The organism is Amycolatopsis keratiniphila (genome assembly GCF_000400635.2).
GTDB lineage: Bacteria > Actinomycetota > Actinomycetes > Mycobacteriales > Pseudonocardiaceae > Amycolatopsis > Amycolatopsis keratiniphila.
Genome location: NC_021252.1, coordinates 7,795,261 through 7,812,410, shown reverse-complemented (window position 1 = coordinate 7,812,410; position 17,150 = coordinate 7,795,261). Strand labels below are relative to the sequence as shown.

Below are 17,150 nucleotides of genomic sequence, written 5' to 3'. Positions count from 1 at the left end.
CTGAAACGGTCATGGTGGACTGTCCTGCCATGAGCGGTACCGAAGCGGATAGGCCCGAAACCGAGCCCGGATACGTCGGGCTCGCGCCATACCTTTACTACGCCGACGCCACCGAGGCGGTCGCGTGGCTGGTCAGAGTGTTCGGGTTCACCGAAGAAGTGCGCTTCGCCGACGCCTCCGGAGAGGTGTTCCAGGCCACGTTGTGCGCCGGCCCGGCCAAGATCCAGCTGGCCGGGGTCGGCCCCGAGTACTGGCAGGCCAAGGGCGTCGACGGTCCGGTCGGGCAGCTGAACATCGTCTACGTCGCCGACGCCGACGCGCAGTACGAGCGGGTCCGCGCCGCCCTGGGCGACGACGTCGACATCGACGCTCCCCAGGACCAGCCGTACGGCGCCCGCGTGTTCACCGTCTCCGACATCGGCGGCAACAGCTGGACCTTCTGGCAGCAGTTCTCCGACACCGTCGAGCTTCCGTCGGGCTGGAAGGAAGTCCGGGCGGACGAACCAGCCGCGGAATAGTCTGGTCAGGGCGTGCTGTGGCGCGTGCCTCCAACGGGTGAACTGCGGTGACGGCTAGGCTGGGCCCGGTCACCGCAGGCACAACCCACATGAGGAGCATGGCGTGGCGCTCATCGAGCAGGTAGGCGCTCGCGAGATTCTGGACTCGCGAGGCAACCCGACGGTCGAAGTGGAGGTGGCTCTCGACGACGGCACGCTGGCGCGGGCCGCGGTCCCCTCGGGTGCGTCCACCGGCGAACACGAAGCCGTCGAGCTGCGTGACGGCGACACCGGCCGGTACAACGGCAAGGGTGTCGAGCGCGCGGTCGCGGCCGTCCTGGACGAGATCGGCCCGGACCTGGTCGGCACCGACGCCGTCGACCAGCGCATCGTCGACCAGAAGCTGGTCGACCTCGACGGCACGCCGGCGAAGTCCCGCCTCGGCGCGAACGCCATCCTCGGTGTTTCGCTCGCCGTCGCGAAGGCCGCCGCGGAGTCGGCCGAGCTGGAGCTGTTCCGCTACCTCGGCGGGCCGAACGCGCACGTGCTGCCGGTGCCGATGCTGAACATCCTCAACGGTGGCGCGCACGCCGACACCGATGTCGACATCCAGGAATTCATGATCGCGCCGATCGGCGCCGAGTCGTTCCGCGAGGCCCTGCGCTGGGGCACCGAGGTCTACCACTCGCTGAAGTCGGTCCTGAAGGGCCGCGGCCTGGCGACCGGCCTCGGCGACGAAGGCGGCTTCGCGCCCAGCCTGAAGAACAACCGCGAAGCGCTCGACCTGATCCTTCAGGCGATCGAGAAGGCCGGATACGCCCCGGGTCGTGACGTCGCGCTCGCGCTCGACGTCGCCGCGACGGAGTTCTTCTCCGACGGCGCGTACACCTTCGAAGGCGCGAAGAAGAGCGCGGAGCAGATGTCCGCCTACTACGGCGAGCTCGTCCGCGACTACCCGCTCGTGTCCATCGAGGACCCGCTGAGCGAGGACGACTGGGACGGCTGGGTCCAGCTGACCACCGAGATCGGCGAGAAGGTCCAGCTGGTCGGCGACGACCTGTTCGTCACCAACCCGGACCGTCTCGAAGAGGGCATCACCCGCCGCGCCGCCAACGCGCTGCTGGTGAAGGTCAACCAGATCGGCACCCTGTCGGAGACCCTCGACGCGATCTCGCTGGCCACCTCCTACGGCTACAAGTCGATGATGAGCCACCGGTCCGGCGAGACCGAGGACACCTTCATCGCCGACCTCGCCGTCGCGACCGGTGTCGGCCAGATCAAGACCGGCGCCCCGGCGCGCGGCGAGCGGATCGCCAAGTACAACCAGCTGCTCCGCATCGAGGAGACCCTCGCCGACGCGGCTCGCTACGCCGGCGACCTCGCGTTCCCGCGGTTCAGCCCGGAGGGGTAATCAGCCATGGCGGACCGGGGGAGGGCGCGGACGACGACCCGTCGTAGCGGCGGGCGCGCGAGCGGTGGTGGCTCCAGCAGGGGCCGCCGGCCGGAGCGTGCCCGTCGCACGACGACGACGGAGGTCCGCGCCCGAACCCGGCTGCGCCGCAGCCTGGCGGCGAAACGGGCATCGGGTGCCGCGAAGGTGCTCGGCATGTCCACCACCCGCCGGGCCGCGGTGGTGGCGATCGTGGTGTGCGCGCTCGCGTTCACCATCGCCGTCCCGCTGCGCACGTACCTCAGCCAGAAGTCCGAGGTGAACGAACAGCAGCAGCTGCAGTCCGAACTGCAGCGCAGCGTCACCCAGCTGGAAGGCCGCAAGGCCGAGCTGAGCGACCCGGCGCAGATCGAAGCCGAGGCCCGTAAGCGGTTCGGTTTCGTGAAGCCCGGCGAGACGCCGTACATCGTGCAGCTCCCCGAGGACAAGGCGCCCGAGCAGGGGCAGCCGCAAGGTCAGCAGCCGGTGCCCGCGGGCTCCTGGTACGAGAAGCTGTGGGATCAGGTCGCGGGCGGCTGAAGCGCCCCCTTTAGCCTTATGGGTGTGAACAGCACGGAAAAGTCTTCCTTCGAGCCCGTGACCGACGCCGACCGCGAGATCATCGCGGAACAGCTCGGCCGGGCACCCCGTGCGCTGCGCGCCGTCGCCGCGCGCTGCCCGAGCGGCCACCCGTCGGTCGTGCAGACCAGCCCCCGCCTCGACGACGGCACGCCGTTCCCCACGCTCTATTACTTGACCTGCCCGAAGCTGACTTCCATGGTCGGCACGCTCGAAGCGTCCGGGCTGATGAAGGAGATGACCGACCGGCTCGCGGAGGATCCCGAGCTGGCGGCCGCCTACCAGCGGACCCACGAGAGCTACCTCGCCGAACGCGACGCCATCGACCCGCTCGGTCACGAAGTCAGCGCGGGCGGGATGCCCGGCCGCGTCAAATGCCTGCACGTCCACCTCGCGCACACGCTCGCGGTCGGCCCCGGCGTGAACCCGTTCGGCGACGAAACCCTCGCTTTGCTGAAGTCGAACGGATGGCCATCGGGCGACTGCCAGGGGTAACACCGGCCGCCGGTGTACAGATAGTTCCTCCAGGCGGGTTAATTCACCCGATGTCGGCCAACTGGTCGTCCTCAATGGGGTGAAACCGGTCACCGCATGCGGCAGGCTGGGTACCGGTCGTGGGTTTGTCGGGGTGGGTGTACCGGATCACCGAGTCGTGATCCGCCGGGAGGGTTCAGAGGTATGCGCGTGAGGCAGATGCCAGGCGCGGTCTCCGGTCATGTCCGGAGACTCTGTCTCCGGCACCGCACGATCGCCGCGGTCGCCGGAGGTGTCCTCGCCATCGTCCCGGCCGGTGCCGCGGTCGTCGGTGCCGGCAGCTGGGCCGCGACGGCGAGCACGATCCATACCGACAACGTCGCCCTCGTCGGGGGCTACGACCCGAAGAACCCGCTCGTCCAGCAGATCGGCGTCGACGGCAGCCTGCCGAACGCGCCGACCCCGCTCCCGCTCCCCGCGGACGAACTCCCCAACGGTCCGCTCGGCATCCCGGTCACCGCGCTCGCCGCGTACCGCAACGCCGCCGACATCCTCATCGCCGAACAGCCCGGTTGCCATATCGACTGGGCGCTGATCGCGAGTATCGGCCGGATCGAGTCGAACCACGCGCGCGGCGGCTACGTCGACGCGAAGGGCAACACGCTGGAGCCGATCCTCGGCCCGCAGCTCAACGGCGCCGGGCCGTTCGCGGCAATCCCGGACACCGACGGCGGCAAGTTCGACGGAGACACGGTCTGGGATCGCGCCGTCGGCCCGACACAGTTCATCCCGTCGACCTGGGCCCGCTACGCCTCCGACGGCAACGGCGACGGCGAATCCAATCCGAACAACATCTTCGACGCGGCGCTGGGCACGGGCCGGTACCTGTGCTCCGGCGGCCTCGATCTGTCGAAACCGGATCAGCTGCGCGCGGCCGTGTTCCGCTACAACAACTCGGACACCTACGTGAACACCGTGCTGATCTGGGCCGAGGCCTACCGCACGGGAGTGCTGCCGACGCCGGACAGCAAGGTGCCCATCGGCGCCCCGAACGCCGGTGCCGCTCCGCCGCCGCCGTCGGTGCCGCCGCCTCCGGTGCCGTCGACACCACCCGGTTCGGTGACGCCGCCGCCGTCGAGCTCGCTGCCGCCGAGCAATTCGAGTTCGTCGTCTTCGTCGAAGACGACCCCGAAGTTGCCGGCTTGCCCGACGGTCACCGTGACGGAGACGCCGTCGTCGTCGACCTCGAACACAAGCACGAGTCCGACGACCACGAGCACGACGCCGACTCCGCCGCCGACCTGTTCCTCGCCGACGACGGTCACGACCACGGTGTCGTCGACGAGCAAAGCCGTCGACCCGACTTGATCGGCGTTGTCTAATCCATCCATGCCCCCGCCACCACCCTCAACGGAGAAGCTCCGCTCCGCTGTAATCTCCGGGCATGCCTCGTGTTGCCGCGATCGACTGTGGGACCAACTCCATCCGCCTGCTCGTCGCCGAGCTGACCCCCCGCCACGACGGGACGGTCGACCTGCGCGACCTGCACCGCGAGATGCGGATCGTCCGCCTCGGCCAGGGTGTGGACGCCACCGGCAAGCTGGCGCCCGAGGCGCTCGAGCGCACCCGCAAGGCGCTGGCCGACTACACGATCGCCGCGCGCCGCAAGGGCGTGGAGAAGGTCCGCATGGTCGCGACGTCCGCGACCCGTGACGCGAGCAACCGCGACGAGTTCTTCGCGATGACGCGCGAGATCCTCGGCACCGAGGCCGAGGTCATCAGCGGCGATGAAGAGGCCCGCCTGTCCTTCACCGGCGCCGTCGGCGAACAGGATCCCGACGACGGTCCCTTCGTGGTGGTCGACGTCGGCGGCGGCTCGACCGAACTCGTGGTCGGCACCTGGGACGGTCGCCAGGCCGAGGTCATCGCGGCCAAGTCGGTCGACATCGGCTGCGTGCGGATCACCGAACGCGCGCTGAAATCGGACCCGCCGACCGCGGCCGAGATCGCCGAAGCCCGCGAGCTGGCCGCCAAGGTGCTCACTGAGGCCTTCGACGTCGTGGACGTGTCCACCGCCAAGACGTGGATCGGCGTCGCCGGGACGGTCACGACCCTGACCGCCGTGGCGCAGGGCCTGTCGGAGTACGACTCCGAGCGCACGCACCTTTCCAAGCTCTCCCACGCCGACATCGACCGGGTCGCGCAGTCGCTTCTCACGGCCGACCACGCCACCCGCGCCGCGAATCCGGTGATCCACCCAGGCCGGGTCGACGTGATCGGCGGCGGCTCGGTGATCGTGCAGGTGCTGGCGGAGCAGTTCGCCACGCGCGGTGGTCCCGGCGAACTGGTGATCTCCGAGCACGACATCCTCGACGGGATCGCGTTGTCGTTGGCCTGACAGTCGGGTTTTCTCTTACGTGAAGCCATTTCTTTAGGTGATCAAGTGGTGACCTCCAGTCCGGATTGAGCCATTCGGCCCAGCATGGTTCCTACCAACGTTGTGCTCTAACCGGGTGGTCCAGGAGACCGTCACACATTTGCAACACCAACGCACTGTGATCGCCTTCACCTGTCCCATAGCGTCGTCTCACCTTCTGGGCGGTAGGGCGCGACCAGCGCCCGCCGGACTATCCGACGACGAGAGTTGGAGGGGACATGCGGGCTTCACGCGGGTTCTGGGGAGCGACGGCGGTGGTGGCCACGGCGGCCCTGCTGCTGACGGCCTGTGGAGGTGGTGGGTCCGGTGAGAACAAGGGATCCGGCGCCACCGACGCCAACGCGTCGGTTTCGGTCTACGGCACCGAGCCGGAGAACTCGCTGATTCCCGCCAACACCAACGAACTCGGTGGCTCCAAGGCCCTCAAGCCGGTCTTTTCGGCGCTGGTCGGCTATAAATCCGACACCGCCGAGCCGTACAACCTGATGGCCGAATCGATCAACACGACCGATTCCAAGGTCTTCGACATCAAGATCAAAAAGGGCTGGAAGTTCCACGACGGGACCGAGGTCAAGGCCAAGAACTTCGTCGATGCCTGGAATTACAGCGCGAACGGCAAGAACGGCATGCAGAACGCGTCGTTCTTCGAGCAGATCCAGGGCTACGACGAGATCAGCGCCAAGGAACCCGCCGTCAAGGAGATGTCCGGGCTCAAGGTCGTGAACGACTACGAGTTCCAGGTCACCCTCAAGGGCCCGTTCTCGGTGTTCGCCACCAAGATCGGTTACCTCGCCTTCGCGCCGCTGCCGGACAAGTTCTTCGCCGACCCGGAGGCGTTCGCCAAGGCCCCGATCGGAAACGGTCCGCTGAAGTTCGTTTCGCGCACGCCGAACCAGAACATGAAGCTCACGCGGTACGACGAGTACCAGGGCGAGGACAAGGTCAAGTTCAAAGACCTGGAAGTCCGCATCTACACCAGCCAGGAGACCGCGTACCAGGATCTGCTGAGCAACCGCCTCGACTTCATGGAGGCGCTCCCGCCCGCGGCGAAGGCCGGTGGCAAGTACAAGACCGACCTCGGTGAGCGTCTGGTCGAAGGGAAGCTGCTCGGCATCAGCGCGCTCGCGCTCCCGTACTACGTCCCGGGTTACAACAACCTCGACCTGCGCAAGGCGATCTCGCTGGCCATCGACCGCGAGCAGATCGTCAAGACCGTCATGAACGACACCTACGCGCCCGCCGACGGCTACGTGTCGCGCGGTATCGAGGGCTACCGGCCCGGTGTCTGCGGCGAGTTCTGCAAGTTCGATCCGGTGAAGGCCAAGGAGTTCTTCGCGAAGTCCGGTTTCACCGGCAAGCTGACCATCGCGTCGAACGCCGACGGTGGCCGCAAGGAGCCGCTGGTCGCGGCGTGCAACAGCATCAAGAACGCGCTCGGCGTCGAATGCGACTTCGTGCCGGCGACCGACTTCGGGCAGTGGCGCAGCATCGTCAACAACCGCCAGCTGACCGGCATGGGCCGCTCCGACTGGTCCGCCGACTACCCGTCGATCGAGAACTACCTGAACCCGCGCTACAAGAGCACCGGTTCGTCGAACGACTCCACGTACAACAACCCGGCCGTCGACGCGCTGCTGACCCAGGCGGACCAGACCGCCGACAAGGCGGCCGCGATCAAGCTGTACCAGCAGGCCGAGGACCTGATCGCGAAGGACCTGCCGCAGATCCCCGTGTGGGAAGAGAAGGGTGTCGGCGGCAAGTCGAACCGGCTCAAGGTCGCGAAGCTCGACTTCGGCCGTCTCGCGGACTACTCGTCCATCGAGGTCGCGGCGAAGTAATCGCGTGGTTGCGCTGGTCGTGAGTGCCGTTTCGGGTTCTAACCCGAAACGCCACTCACGACCAGCCGGACCGAAGGCTCCCACCACGCGATCCCCAGGACGGCACGCCCATGCCCCAGTACATCCTTCGACGCCTACTCCAACTCATCCCGGTCTTCTTCGGCACGACGTTCCTCATCTACGCCCTCGTGTGGGCGGTGCCCGGTGACCCGTTCGCCGGCAAATGCGGCCAGGTCGCCTGCCCGCCCGCCTACATCGAGATGATGACGGCGAAGTTCAACCTCGACGATTCGATCTTCGTCCAGTACTTCAAATACCTCGGCAACCTGTTCACCGGCGACTGGGGCGAGACCTTCAACGGTGTCTCGGTCGGCGAGCTGATCGGCAACGCCTATCCGGTGACCGTCCGGCTCGCCCTCATCGCGGTGGCCATCGAAGCGATCATCGGCCTGTCCGCGGGTATCCTGACCGGCCTGCGCGGCAAGGGTTTCCTCGACAACCTCGTGCTGATGTCCACCACGTTCCTGATCTCGATCCCGGTGTTCGTCACCGCGATCGTGCTCCAGATCGTCCTCGGTTCGGAACTGGGCATCATCGACGCGAGCGTGTCCGAGGACGCCACGATCGGCGAACTGATCGTGCCCGGAATCGCGCTCGGCAGCCTTTCCATGGCCTACATAGCCCGGCTGACCAGAACGAGCATCGCGGAGAACCGGCACGCCGACTACGTCCGCACGGCCGTCGCGAAAGGCCAGCCGCGCAGCCGCGTCGTCGGCGTGCACCTGCTCCGGAACTCGGTGATCCCGGTGCTGACCTTCATCGGTACCGACATCGGCGCGCTCATGGGCGGGGCCATCGTCACCGAAGGCGTGTTCAACATCAACGGCATCGGCGGGCTCATCTTCCGCGGTATCCAGAACCGGGAGGGCGCCACCGTCACCGGCGTCGTCGTCCTGCTGGTGATGGTCTACCTGCTGGTGAGTCTCATCGTCGACCTGCTCTACGCCGTTCTCGACCCGAGGATCCGTTATGACTGACCCCAATGTGGCCGGCGGCGTGTCCTCTGTGGACGTCGCCGGTGCCGGTGTCGCCGACGACTCCGCGGAGGCGCACAAACCGCGCAGCCTCGGCGGCGACGCCTGGCGGATGTTGCGCAAGCGGCCGTCGTTCATCATCTCCGCCCTCATCATCGCGCTCGTCGTGCTCATCGCGATCGCGCCCGACCTGTTCAGTTCCCGGCCCGCCGGGTTCAGTGATCTGCTCCACGCCAACGAAGGACCGTCCGCGGACGCCTGGTTCGGCTACGACAACCAGGGTTACGACGTCTACGCGCGGACCATCCACGGCGCGCGGGCGTCGCTGCTGGTCGGTGTCTTCGCGACGATCCTGACGATCCTGATCGGCTCGGTGGTCGGGATCATCGCCGGGTACTACGGCCGTCTCGTCGACAGCCTGTTCTCGCGGGTGGGCGACATCTTCGCGGCACTGCCGTTCGTGCTCGGCGCGATCGTCATCCTGACCACGTTCAACGCGCCCGGCTCGAACCCCGGCGTGGTGACCATCATCGTGCAGGTGGTCGTCTCGATCGCCGCGCTGAGCTGGCCGGTGGCGATGCGCATCATGCGGTCGGCGACGCTGGTGGCCAAACAGCTCGACTACGTCAAGGCCGCGCGCGGCCTCGGCGCGAGCACGCCGCGCATCGTGTTCCGGCATCTGCTGCCCAACACGGTCGCGCCGGTGCTGGTCTACGGGACCATCGCGCTCGGCGCGTTCATCGGCGCGGAAGCGACACTGGCGTATCTCGGTGTCGGTGTGCGGCCACCGGTCGTCTCGTGGGGTGTGATGATCAGCGACGCGCGGGACTACTTCCGGGTGAATCCGCACATGCTGTTGTTCCCCGCCGGATTCGTGACCATCACCGTGCTCGCCTTCGTCATGCTCGGTGACGGGATCCGCGACGCGCTCGACCCGAAGGCCCGGTGATCGGCCGTGACCGACGAATTGCTGCTGGAAGTGGAAGACCTCCACGTCGAATTCCGCACCTCCGACGGTGTCGCGACCGTGCTCAACGGCGTCGACTACTCCGTGCACGCCGGGGAAACCCTTGCCGTGCTGGGAGAATCGGGCTCCGGCAAGAGCGTCACGGCGCAGACCGTGATGGGCATCCTCGACAGCCCGCCCGCCGTCGTCACCGGTGGCGCGGTCCGTTACCGCGGCGAGGATCTGCTCACCGCCACCGAAGAGCGGCGGCGTGAAGTGCGGGGCGGGGAGATCGCGATGATCTTCCAGGACGCGCTGTCGGCGCTGAATCCCGTTTTCACCGTGGGATTCCAGATCGAGGAACAGCTGCGTGTCCGGCTCGGCATGTCCAAAAAGGACGCACGCAAACGGGCGATCGAACTGCTCGACATCGTGCGTATCCCGGCGGCCGCTCGCCGGGTCCGCGAGTACCCGCACCAGTTCTCGGGCGGGATGCGGCAGCGCGCGATGATCGCCATGTCGCTCGCGCTCGATCCGGATCTGCTGATCGCGGACGAGCCGACGACCGCGCTCGACGTCACCGTGCAGGCCCAGATCATGGACCTGCTGGCGGAGATCCAGGCCGAACGGCGGATGGGGCTGATCCTGATCACCCACGACCTGGCGGTGGTCGCCGAGGTCGCCGACCGGATCGCCGTGATGTACGCGGGCCGGATCGTCGAACAGGCCGACGTCGCCGAGTTGTTCCGCTCGCCGGGGCATCCCTACACCGAGGCGCTGATGGCCTCGCTGCCGCGGCTCGACCTCAAAGGACAGACGCTGGAGACCATCAAGGGCCTGCCGCCGAGCCTGCTGAACGTCCCGCCCGGCTGCCCGTTCCATCCGCGCTGCCCGCGGGCGGAAAGCCGGTGCGAGACCGAACGGCCCGCCCTGCACAGTCTCGGTTTCGGCCGGGTCAGCGCCTGCCACTTCGCCGACGAGGTGGTGAGCGGCCGTGTCTGAGCCCATTCTGCGGGTCGAGAACCTGGTGAAGTATTTCCCGGTGCGGGCCGGGATCCTCTTCAAACGCACCATCGGGCACGTGAAGGCCGTCGACGGGGTCTCCTTCGACCTGATGCCGGGCGAAACGCTCGGCGTCGTGGGGGAGTCCGGTTGTGGCAAGTCCACGCTGGCTCAGGTGCTGATGCGACTGGAGGAACCCACGGGCGGGCTCGCGACCTTCGAAGGCCGCGACATCTTCGCGTTGCGGGGAGCGGAACTGCGGAGGCTGCGGCGCGAGATCCAGATCGTGCTGCAGGATCCGTACACCTCGCTGAACCCGAGGATGACGGTCGGCGACATCATCGGCGAACCCTTCGAAATCCACACCGAGGTGGCGCCGAAGGGATCGCGGGCGGCGAAGGTGCGGGAGCTGCTCGACGTCGTCGGGTTGAACCCGGAGCACATCAACCGCTATCCGCACCAGTTCTCCGGCGGGCAGCGTCAGCGCATCGGGATCGCGCGGGCGCTGGCGTTGCGACCCAAGGTGATCATCTGCGACGAACCGGTTTCCGCGCTGGACGTTTCGATCCAGGCGCAGGTGATGAACCTGCTCGGTGAACTGCAGAAGGAATTCGGCCTTTCCTATGTGTTCATCGCACACGATCTGTCCGTTGTCCGTCACCTTTCCACGCGAGTCGCGGTGATGTATCTCGGCAAGATCGTGGAAATGGGGACGGAAGAGGAGATCTACGAACATCCGTCGCATCCCTATACGCAGGCGCTGCTGTCCGCGGTGCCGGTCGCGGATCCGGCGTTGCGCGGGCAGCGGCAGGTGATCCGCCTGGAAGGCGACGTGCCGAGCCCGCTGGATCCGCCGTCCGGCTGCCGGTTCCGCACGCGGTGCTGGAAGGCGCAGGACATTTGCGCCGATCAGGAACCCGAATTGATCACCCGGGCGGGTGGGCATTTGTCCGCCTGCCATTTCGCGGAGGAGAAAACCGTCGTCCCCTGACTTTCGTAGGGACTTCGTTGATACGTGGCCATGGCTGACGTAGTTTGCACGAATAGTTTTCTTCAGGAGGCAGGAAGTGAAAAAGCCAAGATCTCTCGTGATCGCGCTCGCGGTACCGCTGTTCGGCGCGATCGTCGCCGCGCCGACGGCTTCCGCGCAGCCGCAGCTTTCGGGTGCGGCGACCGAATTCTCCGTCCTGGCCCGTGAAGGCCAAAGCGTTGCCTCGGTGGAAAGGGCGATCCGCGCCGCCGGGGGCACCGTGGTGACCAGCAACGCCGCGGTCGGCCTGATCACCGCGACCGCGCCCGCCAACGGTTTCGCCGAGCGAGTCTCCGCGGACCGCGCGGTTTTCGGTGCCGCCAAAGCGAAGGCGATCGGCACCGCGCCGAAGCAGGGCAAGGTGAAGGACAAGCCGGGTGCCGTCGAGAAGGAGGGCCGCGGCGGCGCGTCGGCCAAGAAGCCGGTGCAGGCGAACGCCGTCGGCATGGACCCGCTCGACGATCAGCTCTGGGGCCTCAAATCCGTCCGGTCGGACCTTTCGCGGACCAAGCAGCCGGGTGACAAGCGGGTGAAGGTCGGCGTCATCGACACCGGCGTCGACGGCAGCCACCCGGACATCGCGCCGAACTTCGACCGCGCGGCGTCGCGGAACTTCACCAAGGATATCGTCAACGACGTGAACGGCGCCGTCGTCGACGGGCCGTGTGAGTTCCGCAGCTGTGTCGACCCGGTGGACCACGACGACAACGGGCACGGCACGCACGTCGCCGGCACCATCGGCGCGGCCGCGAACGGTTTCGGTGTCTCGGGCGTCGCCCCGAACGTGACGCTGGTGAACCTCCGCGCCGGGCAGGACTCGGGCTCGTTCTTCCTGCAGCCGACCGTGGACGCGATCACCTACGCCGGCGACGCCGGTGTGGACGTCGTGAACATGAGCTTCTTCACGGATCCCTGGCTGTACAACTGCACCGCGAACCCCGCGGACTCGGCGGAGCAGCAGGCCGAGCAGCGCACCATCATCGAGGCGACGACCCGTGCGCTGAACTACGCGCACCGCAAGGGCGTCACCCAGGTCGTCTCGCTGGGCAACCAGCACAGCGACCTCGGCGCCCCGCAGCCCGACGCGTCGAGCCCCAACTACCCTTCGAACAGCACGCACCCGCGGCAGATCGACAACGCGAGCTGCCTCTCGCTGCCCGTCGAGGGCCCGCACACGATCGGTGTCTCGTCCTTCGGCCCGTCGCAGGCGAAGGCGGACTACTCGAACTACGGCGTCGAGCAGATCTCGGTGTCCGCGCCCGGCGGATACTTCCGTGACTACTTCGGCACCCCGTGGTACCGCACGAACGAGAACATGATCCTTTCGACGTACCCGCGTAACGTCGGTGTCGCGGAGGGCATGATCGACGCGGACGGGAACCTCACGCCCGACGGTGTCTCCGCCGGTATCCAGAAGGCGACCGCCGCCGACGGCCGCGTCGGCTACTACCAGTGGCTGCAGGGGACGTCGATGGCGTCGCCGCACGCTTCGGGTGTCGCCGCGCTGATCGTTTCGCAGTACGGCAAGGGTTCGCGTGACTTCGGGATGAACCCGGACGCCGTGCAGCGGGTGCTCGAGGGCACGGCTTCGGACATCGCCTGCCCGGTGCCGCGGACCGTCGACTACCTGAAGGAAGGCCGGGACGCTTCGTTCACCGCGACCTGCACCGGTGACGCTTCGTTCAACGGCTTCTACGGCCATGGTGCCGTTGACGCCTGGTCGGCTGTGACGCGCGGTTCCCAGTACCTGCGCGGCTGATCCCTCGGTCGCTAGAGTGCTATGAAAGGTCCTTTCCTTGCAAAATTTGCAAGGAAAGGACCTTTCATAGCATGTGCAGGCTGGAACGTCAGGCGGCTCGATCGGTGCGGACCACGGTGACATCAGGTCTCGGACGTCGTGCCGCCGCCTCGGCCGCGGCACGGAGTTCGGCGATGACCTTCGCCGGTTCGTCGCGAATCCGAGACGGTAAGGTTTGGACGACGATGATCCCCGCAGCCGCGTAGCGATTGTTGCGGTGAAGGGTCTTCCGATAGGCGTCCCTGCCGAAGTGGAAGGCATACGAATCGACTTCCCATGCCATGCCTAGTTCGTCGCACCATGAATCGGGTTTGCCGATGTAGTTGCCGAAGGCGTCGTAGATCTTGACGTTTCGCTCGGCAAGCGGCAGTCCCGCTTTCTCCCAGATCGCCAGCGATGCCGCTTCAGGGACGGACTTGACATCGGCGGCTAGCTCGCGGAGCACGGCACGAGGGAGAGCTGTCCCTCGCCTGCTGCCGGATTCGAGTTCGGCGCTCAACTCGTCCACTGTGCAGAGGCCCGTCTCGATGGCTTCGATCAGCAGGGCACGAACCGGGTCGAGATCTCGGATGCGCCTTACACCATCCAAGACGGCTCGAGCCGGTGCCGCCAGCGGTACTCCTTCGAGCACGCGGCGTTCGGGCATCGCGATCGTTCGTTCGATGATCGCGAACTTGACGCTTCGCACCTTGCGCTGTTGTGGAATGAGTACGTGGACTGTCCCATGAGGGCCGGACTGCCGTAGTCCGTATCGTCGTGCGGCCTCGAAGCCGGTGATGATCCCTCTAGAGCCGGTGAGCATCAGCGCGGCTTCTACTCGTTGCCGTGCGCATGGCTGCTCCTTCGAGAGCAGGACGATGCCGGGTAGCAGGTGAGTCCACCGTCCACCAGGCTGGCATCTTCGATACGACGTGCTTTGCGTGACCCCGAGTTGTTCCAGGGTCGCCACGCGGATGACGCCGTGTCGACTGTGTTGACGTAGGTATGAGTCCGTTAGCGGAGCTCGTGATAGGTACATGCCGACACAGTGACCGGCAGGTCCGACAGAATTCGATCCCGCACTGCCATGAAAGGTCCTTTCCTTGCAAAATTTGCAAGGAAAGGACCTTTCATGGCACTTATGGCCAGCGGCGCTGACGAGGGGCGGCTACTTCCCGGAAGCGGCCTTGATGAACTTCGCCAGGTCCTTCGCCTGCCGCACCCGCGACTCCTCGTGCACGTACATCATGTGCCCGGCCGGGTAGTACGCCGTGTCGATGTTCTCCCGCAGTTCCTCGGGAATCTGAAGGCGCGCCAGCACATGCTCCGAAGCGAAGTACGGCGTCGCGCCATCGTAGTGACCGAAGGCGACGTGCACCCGAAGATGCGGGTTCGCCCGCATGGCCGAAGCGAGCGAGTCCACAGAGGACACCGAGCGTCCCTCGAAGTCCGAGTACGACCAGGCCTTGAACACGTCCGTCGAGAGGATCTCGTACGGCAGGTCGTTCTCGTAGCCGAGTTCGGCCCGCACATAGTGGTTGAGCCCGCCCGTGTAGGCGCCGATGATCCGCGAGATCGACGGGTCGTCGCTCATGTGCTCACGGCCGCCGTCGGGCTCCCAGGTGGTGAACCGGCCGTCCATCCGCCCGACGACCAGGCCCTTGTCCCGCAGCAGTTCGGTGAAGTACCGCACGTGCTCGATCCGCAGATTGACCCGGTCCACATAGGACTCGCTCAAACCGGTCAGCGAAGCGAGCGTCGCCACGATCTCCGCTCGGTCCTGTGTGGACAGACGAGCGCCGCGGGCGAGGGCCCAGGGGAGTTCCTTGGCCGCGAAGTCCTCGGCGTCGGCCAGGACGTCGTCGAGGGGCCGATCGCCGTGGAGACCGTGGTAGTGCGCGATCGCCGCGTACGTCGGCACGTAGAGCGAGTACGGCAGGTCGTTGCCCTCGGTGAACCGCAGGGTGCCCAGATCCAGCACGGACGAGATCAGCAGGAGCCCGTTGAAATACATCCCGTGACGTTCCTGCAGATGCGACGCCAGCCCGGCCGCGCGGAGCGTGCCGTAGGACTCGCCCGCCAGGAACTTCGGCGACAGCCAGCGCTGTTTGCGCGAGACCCACAGCCGGATGATCTCGCCGATGGACTCGATGTCGGCGGTGTACCCGTGGTACTCCTTGGCCGCCTCGCCGTCCACGGCGCGCGAGTAGCCGGTCGACACCGGGTCGATGAACACCAGGTCGCTGTGCGCCAGCAGGGTTTCCTGGTTGTCGGTCAGCCCGTAGGGCGGCGCGACCGGGTCGTCGACATCGCCCGAAAGCACGCGGCGCGGGCCGAGCAGGCCCATGTGCAGCCAGACACTCGCCGAGCCGGGTCCGCCGTTGAACGCGAACGTGACCGGGCGCGAGCCGGGCTCAGCGTCGTCGAGCGTGTAGGAGGTCAGGAACACCTCGGCCTTGGCTTTGTGGCCTTCGGACTTGCCGTCGGTGATGACCTCCTTCCGCAGCACGATCCGCCCGGTCTGGGCGGTGTACGCGAGCTTCTTGCGCTTGAGCGTCAGCGTGTGCTTCGTGGTGACCAGGTCGTCGGTCGGCTCGACCTTGGTTTCCACCGACGGGGTGTCCTTCTCGTCGGCGGCCTTCGAATCGGGATTGGTGTCCGGCATGCCTCCAACTTACTGGCACTCTGTAGGAGTGGAAATCGTCACGGCGCATGATCGCCCGGACACGCCCCGGCAGGCGATCGAGATCCAGGAAACCCTGCGTGGCCTGGTCGATCTCGAAGATCGCTGTCCACAAGAGATCGTCACGGTCACCGGGCTGGACGTCGCGTACGACGAGGGCAGTGGCCTGATCGCCGCGGCCGCGGTCACCCTCGAGACCGCCGGATTCCGCGTCGTGGAAAAGCGATCGGTCGTTTCCCGGATTTCGTTCCCGTACGAACCGGGCCTTTTCGCGTTTCGCGAGCTTCCTCCGCTGCTCGACGCCCTTCGCGCGCTCGATCACGTCCCGGATCTGCTGGTCTGCGACGGGCACGGCCTGGCGCACCCGCGCCGGTTCGGGCTCGCCTGCCATGTCGGCGTCGTGACCGGCCTGCCGTCCATCGGGGTCGGCAAGACCCGCTTCATCGGTGAACACGACGAGCCCGGCGATGCCCGTGGCTCGCGGGCACCCCTGCTGGACGAGGGTGAGGTCGTCGGCGCGGTCCTGCGCACCCAGGACGACGTGAAACCGGTTTACGTCTCCGTCGGCCACAAGATCTCGCTGGACAACGCGTGCCGCCAGGTGCTGCGGCTGGCCCCGTCGTTCCGTCAGCCGGAGACGACCCGGCACGCCGACCGCCTCGCCCGCGACACACTGAAAGAAGCGTCATGAGGTTCCGTTCACTCGCCGAACTCGACGCCGAGGTCGTGGACTGCCGTGCCTGCCCGCGGCTCGTCGCCTGGCGCGAGGAGATCGCCGTGGTCAAACGGGCGGCGTTCGCCGGCGAGACCTATTGGGCCCGGCCGGTGCCCGGCTTCGGTCCGCCCGACGCGTCGCTGGCCATCGTCGGCCTCGCTCCCTCCGCACACGGCGCGAACAGGACCGGCCGGTTGTTCACCGGCGACCCGTCCGGTGACGTTCTCTTCAAGGCGCTTCACCGGGTCGGTGTCGCGTCGCAGCCGACGTCGACCCATATAGGTGACGGGCTGGAGCTGCGAGGCACCCGGATGGTCTCCCCGGTGAGATGCGCGCCACCCGCGAACAAGCCCACACCTGAGGAACGGGAGACCTGCCGATCGTGGCTCGCGGCCGAGCTCGCGTTGCTGAAACCGACGCTGAAGGCCGTCGTGGTGCTCGGCGCGTTCGGCTGGCAGGCGTTGCTGCCGGTGCTCGCGGAGGCGGGCTGGCCGGTGCCCGCGCCACGCCCGAAATTCGGCCACGGAGTCGAAGTGGAACTCGGCGACCTGCGCCTTTTCGGCTGTTATCACGTGTCGCAGCGCAATGTCCAGACCGGCCGCCTGACGCTTGACATGGTGTGCGACGTCCTGGCCTCCGCGACCTCGGCGGCGGGCCTGAACTGAATCGGTGCGGAAACCGTGGCGACGCTGGTCACAGCCGGATGGGG

16 protein-coding genes are annotated in these 17,150 nt (G+C 67.0%); 14 read left to right on the top strand and 2 right to left on the bottom strand.

Annotated features, from left to right (window positions below; genetic code table 11):
* Positions 1-29: 29 nt before the first annotated feature.
* From AORI_RS76005 to AORI_RS75950, 12 genes are all read left to right on the top strand, one after another.
* A complete protein-coding gene (locus tag AORI_RS76005; protein ID WP_016337277.1) occupies positions 30-518 on the top strand; it encodes a VOC family protein in 489 nt (162 codons plus the stop codon).
* Between the two features lie 103 nt (positions 519-621).
* Positions 622-1,908 (top strand): phosphopyruvate hydratase, encoded by a 1,287-nt coding sequence (gene eno, locus AORI_RS76000; RefSeq protein WP_016337276.1) that lies wholly within the window; start codon positions 622-624, stop codon positions 1,906-1,908.
* A 195-nt stretch (positions 1,909-2,103) separates the two neighbouring features.
* Positions 2,104-2,466: an FtsB family cell division protein gene (locus AORI_RS75995; protein ID WP_123799156.1), complete on the top strand. Its 363-nt coding sequence runs from the start codon at positions 2,104-2,106 to the stop codon at positions 2,464-2,466.
* Between the two features lie 18 nt (positions 2,467-2,484).
* Positions 2,485-3,000, top strand: coding sequence for a DUF501 domain-containing protein (locus AORI_RS75990; protein WP_016337274.1), 516 nt, complete (start codon positions 2,485-2,487; stop codon positions 2,998-3,000).
* Positions 3,001-3,183: 183 nt separating this feature from the next.
* Complete coding sequence (locus AORI_RS75985) at positions 3,184-4,347, top strand: lytic transglycosylase domain-containing protein (RefSeq protein WP_016337273.1); 1,164 nt, start codon at positions 3,184-3,186, stop codon at positions 4,345-4,347.
* A gap of 76 nt (positions 4,348-4,423) precedes the next feature.
* Positions 4,424-5,377: a Ppx/GppA phosphatase family protein gene (locus tag AORI_RS75980; RefSeq protein ID WP_016337272.1), complete on the top strand. Its 954-nt coding sequence runs from the start codon at positions 4,424-4,426 to the stop codon at positions 5,375-5,377.
* A 257-nt stretch (positions 5,378-5,634) separates the two neighbouring features.
* Positions 5,635-7,254, top strand: a complete 1,620-nt coding sequence (locus tag AORI_RS75975; protein ID WP_016337271.1) for a peptide ABC transporter substrate-binding protein — start codon at positions 5,635-5,637, stop codon at positions 7,252-7,254.
* Between the two features lie 110 nt (positions 7,255-7,364).
* Positions 7,365-8,291 carry an ABC transporter permease gene (locus AORI_RS75970; RefSeq protein ID WP_016337270.1) on the top strand — a complete coding sequence of 309 codons (927 nt, stop codon included), beginning with the start codon at positions 7,365-7,367 and terminating at the stop codon, positions 8,289-8,291.
* A complete protein-coding gene (locus tag AORI_RS75965; protein ID WP_043848389.1) occupies positions 8,284-9,237 on the top strand; it encodes an ABC transporter permease in 954 nt (317 codons plus the stop codon). Before AORI_RS75970 ends, AORI_RS75965 begins: the two co-directional genes overlap by 8 nt.
* A gap of 6 nt (positions 9,238-9,243) precedes the next feature.
* Complete coding sequence (locus tag AORI_RS75960) at positions 9,244-10,236, top strand: ABC transporter ATP-binding protein (protein WP_016337268.1); 993 nt, start codon at positions 9,244-9,246, stop codon at positions 10,234-10,236.
* The gene (locus AORI_RS75955) at positions 10,229-11,227 is read left to right on the top strand and encodes an ABC transporter ATP-binding protein (RefSeq protein WP_016337267.1); all 999 of its coding nucleotides are present in this window, start codon (positions 10,229-10,231) and stop codon (positions 11,225-11,227) included. The genes AORI_RS75960 and AORI_RS75955 overlap by 8 nt, the downstream gene beginning before the upstream one ends.
* Before the next feature lie 76 nt (positions 11,228-11,303).
* Positions 11,304-13,025: a S8 family serine peptidase gene (locus AORI_RS75950; protein ID WP_043848388.1), complete on the top strand. Its 1,722-nt coding sequence runs from the start codon at positions 11,304-11,306 to the stop codon at positions 13,023-13,025.
* 88 nt (positions 13,026-13,113) lie between these two features.
* Here AORI_RS75950 and AORI_RS75945 read toward each other — a convergent pair whose 3' ends face one another.
* Both AORI_RS75945 and AORI_RS75940 read right to left on the bottom strand, forming a co-directional pair.
* Positions 13,114-14,013 carry a hypothetical protein gene (locus AORI_RS75945; RefSeq protein WP_228688246.1) on the bottom strand — a complete coding sequence of 300 codons (900 nt, stop codon included), beginning with the start codon at positions 14,011-14,013 and terminating at the stop codon, positions 13,114-13,116.
* A 198-nt stretch (positions 14,014-14,211) separates the two neighbouring features.
* Positions 14,212-15,708, bottom strand: a complete 1,497-nt coding sequence (locus AORI_RS75940) for a S10 family peptidase (protein WP_016337264.1) — start codon at positions 15,706-15,708, stop codon at positions 14,212-14,214.
* A gap of 28 nt (positions 15,709-15,736) precedes the next feature.
* Here AORI_RS75940 and nfi point away from each other — a divergent pair, with 28 nt between their 5' ends.
* Complete coding sequence (gene nfi / locus AORI_RS75935; RefSeq protein WP_016337263.1) at positions 15,737-16,417, top strand: deoxyribonuclease V; 681 nt, start codon at positions 15,737-15,739, stop codon at positions 16,415-16,417.
* Positions 16,414-17,106 carry a uracil-DNA glycosylase gene (locus AORI_RS75930; RefSeq protein ID WP_016337262.1) on the top strand — a complete coding sequence of 231 codons (693 nt, stop codon included), beginning with the start codon at positions 16,414-16,416 and terminating at the stop codon, positions 17,104-17,106. The genes nfi and AORI_RS75930 overlap by 4 nt, the downstream gene beginning before the upstream one ends.
* Positions 17,107-17,150: the final 44 nt, after the last annotated feature.

Excerpts from the sequence above, each read along its gene's own strand:
- AORI_RS75970 (WP_016337270.1), top strand. The coding sequence starts at position 7,365 with ATGCCCCAGTACATCCTTCGACGCCTACTCCAACTCATCCCGGTCTTC.
- AORI_RS76005 (WP_016337277.1), top strand. The coding sequence starts at position 30 with ATGAGCGGTACCGAAGCGGATAGGCCCGAAACCGAGCCCGGATACGTC.
- AORI_RS75990 (WP_016337274.1), top strand. The coding sequence starts at position 2,485 with ATGGGTGTGAACAGCACGGAAAAGTCTTCCTTCGAGCCCGTGACCGAC.
- AORI_RS75975 (WP_016337271.1), top strand. The coding sequence starts at position 5,635 with ATGCGGGCTTCACGCGGGTTCTGGGGAGCGACGGCGGTGGTGGCCACG.
- AORI_RS75930 (WP_016337262.1), top strand. The coding sequence starts at position 16,414 with ATGAGGTTCCGTTCACTCGCCGAACTCGACGCCGAGGTCGTGGACTGC.
- AORI_RS75985 (WP_016337273.1), top strand. The coding sequence starts at position 3,184 with ATGCGCGTGAGGCAGATGCCAGGCGCGGTCTCCGGTCATGTCCGGAGA.
- AORI_RS75940 (WP_016337264.1), bottom strand. The coding sequence starts at position 15,708 with ATGCCGGACACCAATCCCGATTCGAAGGCCGCCGACGAGAAGGACACC.
- AORI_RS75980 (WP_016337272.1), top strand. The coding sequence starts at position 4,424 with ATGCCTCGTGTTGCCGCGATCGACTGTGGGACCAACTCCATCCGCCTG.
- AORI_RS75995 (WP_123799156.1), top strand. The coding sequence starts at position 2,104 with ATGTCCACCACCCGCCGGGCCGCGGTGGTGGCGATCGTGGTGTGCGCG.
- AORI_RS75965 (WP_043848389.1), top strand. The coding sequence starts at position 8,284 with ATGACTGACCCCAATGTGGCCGGCGGCGTGTCCTCTGTGGACGTCGCC.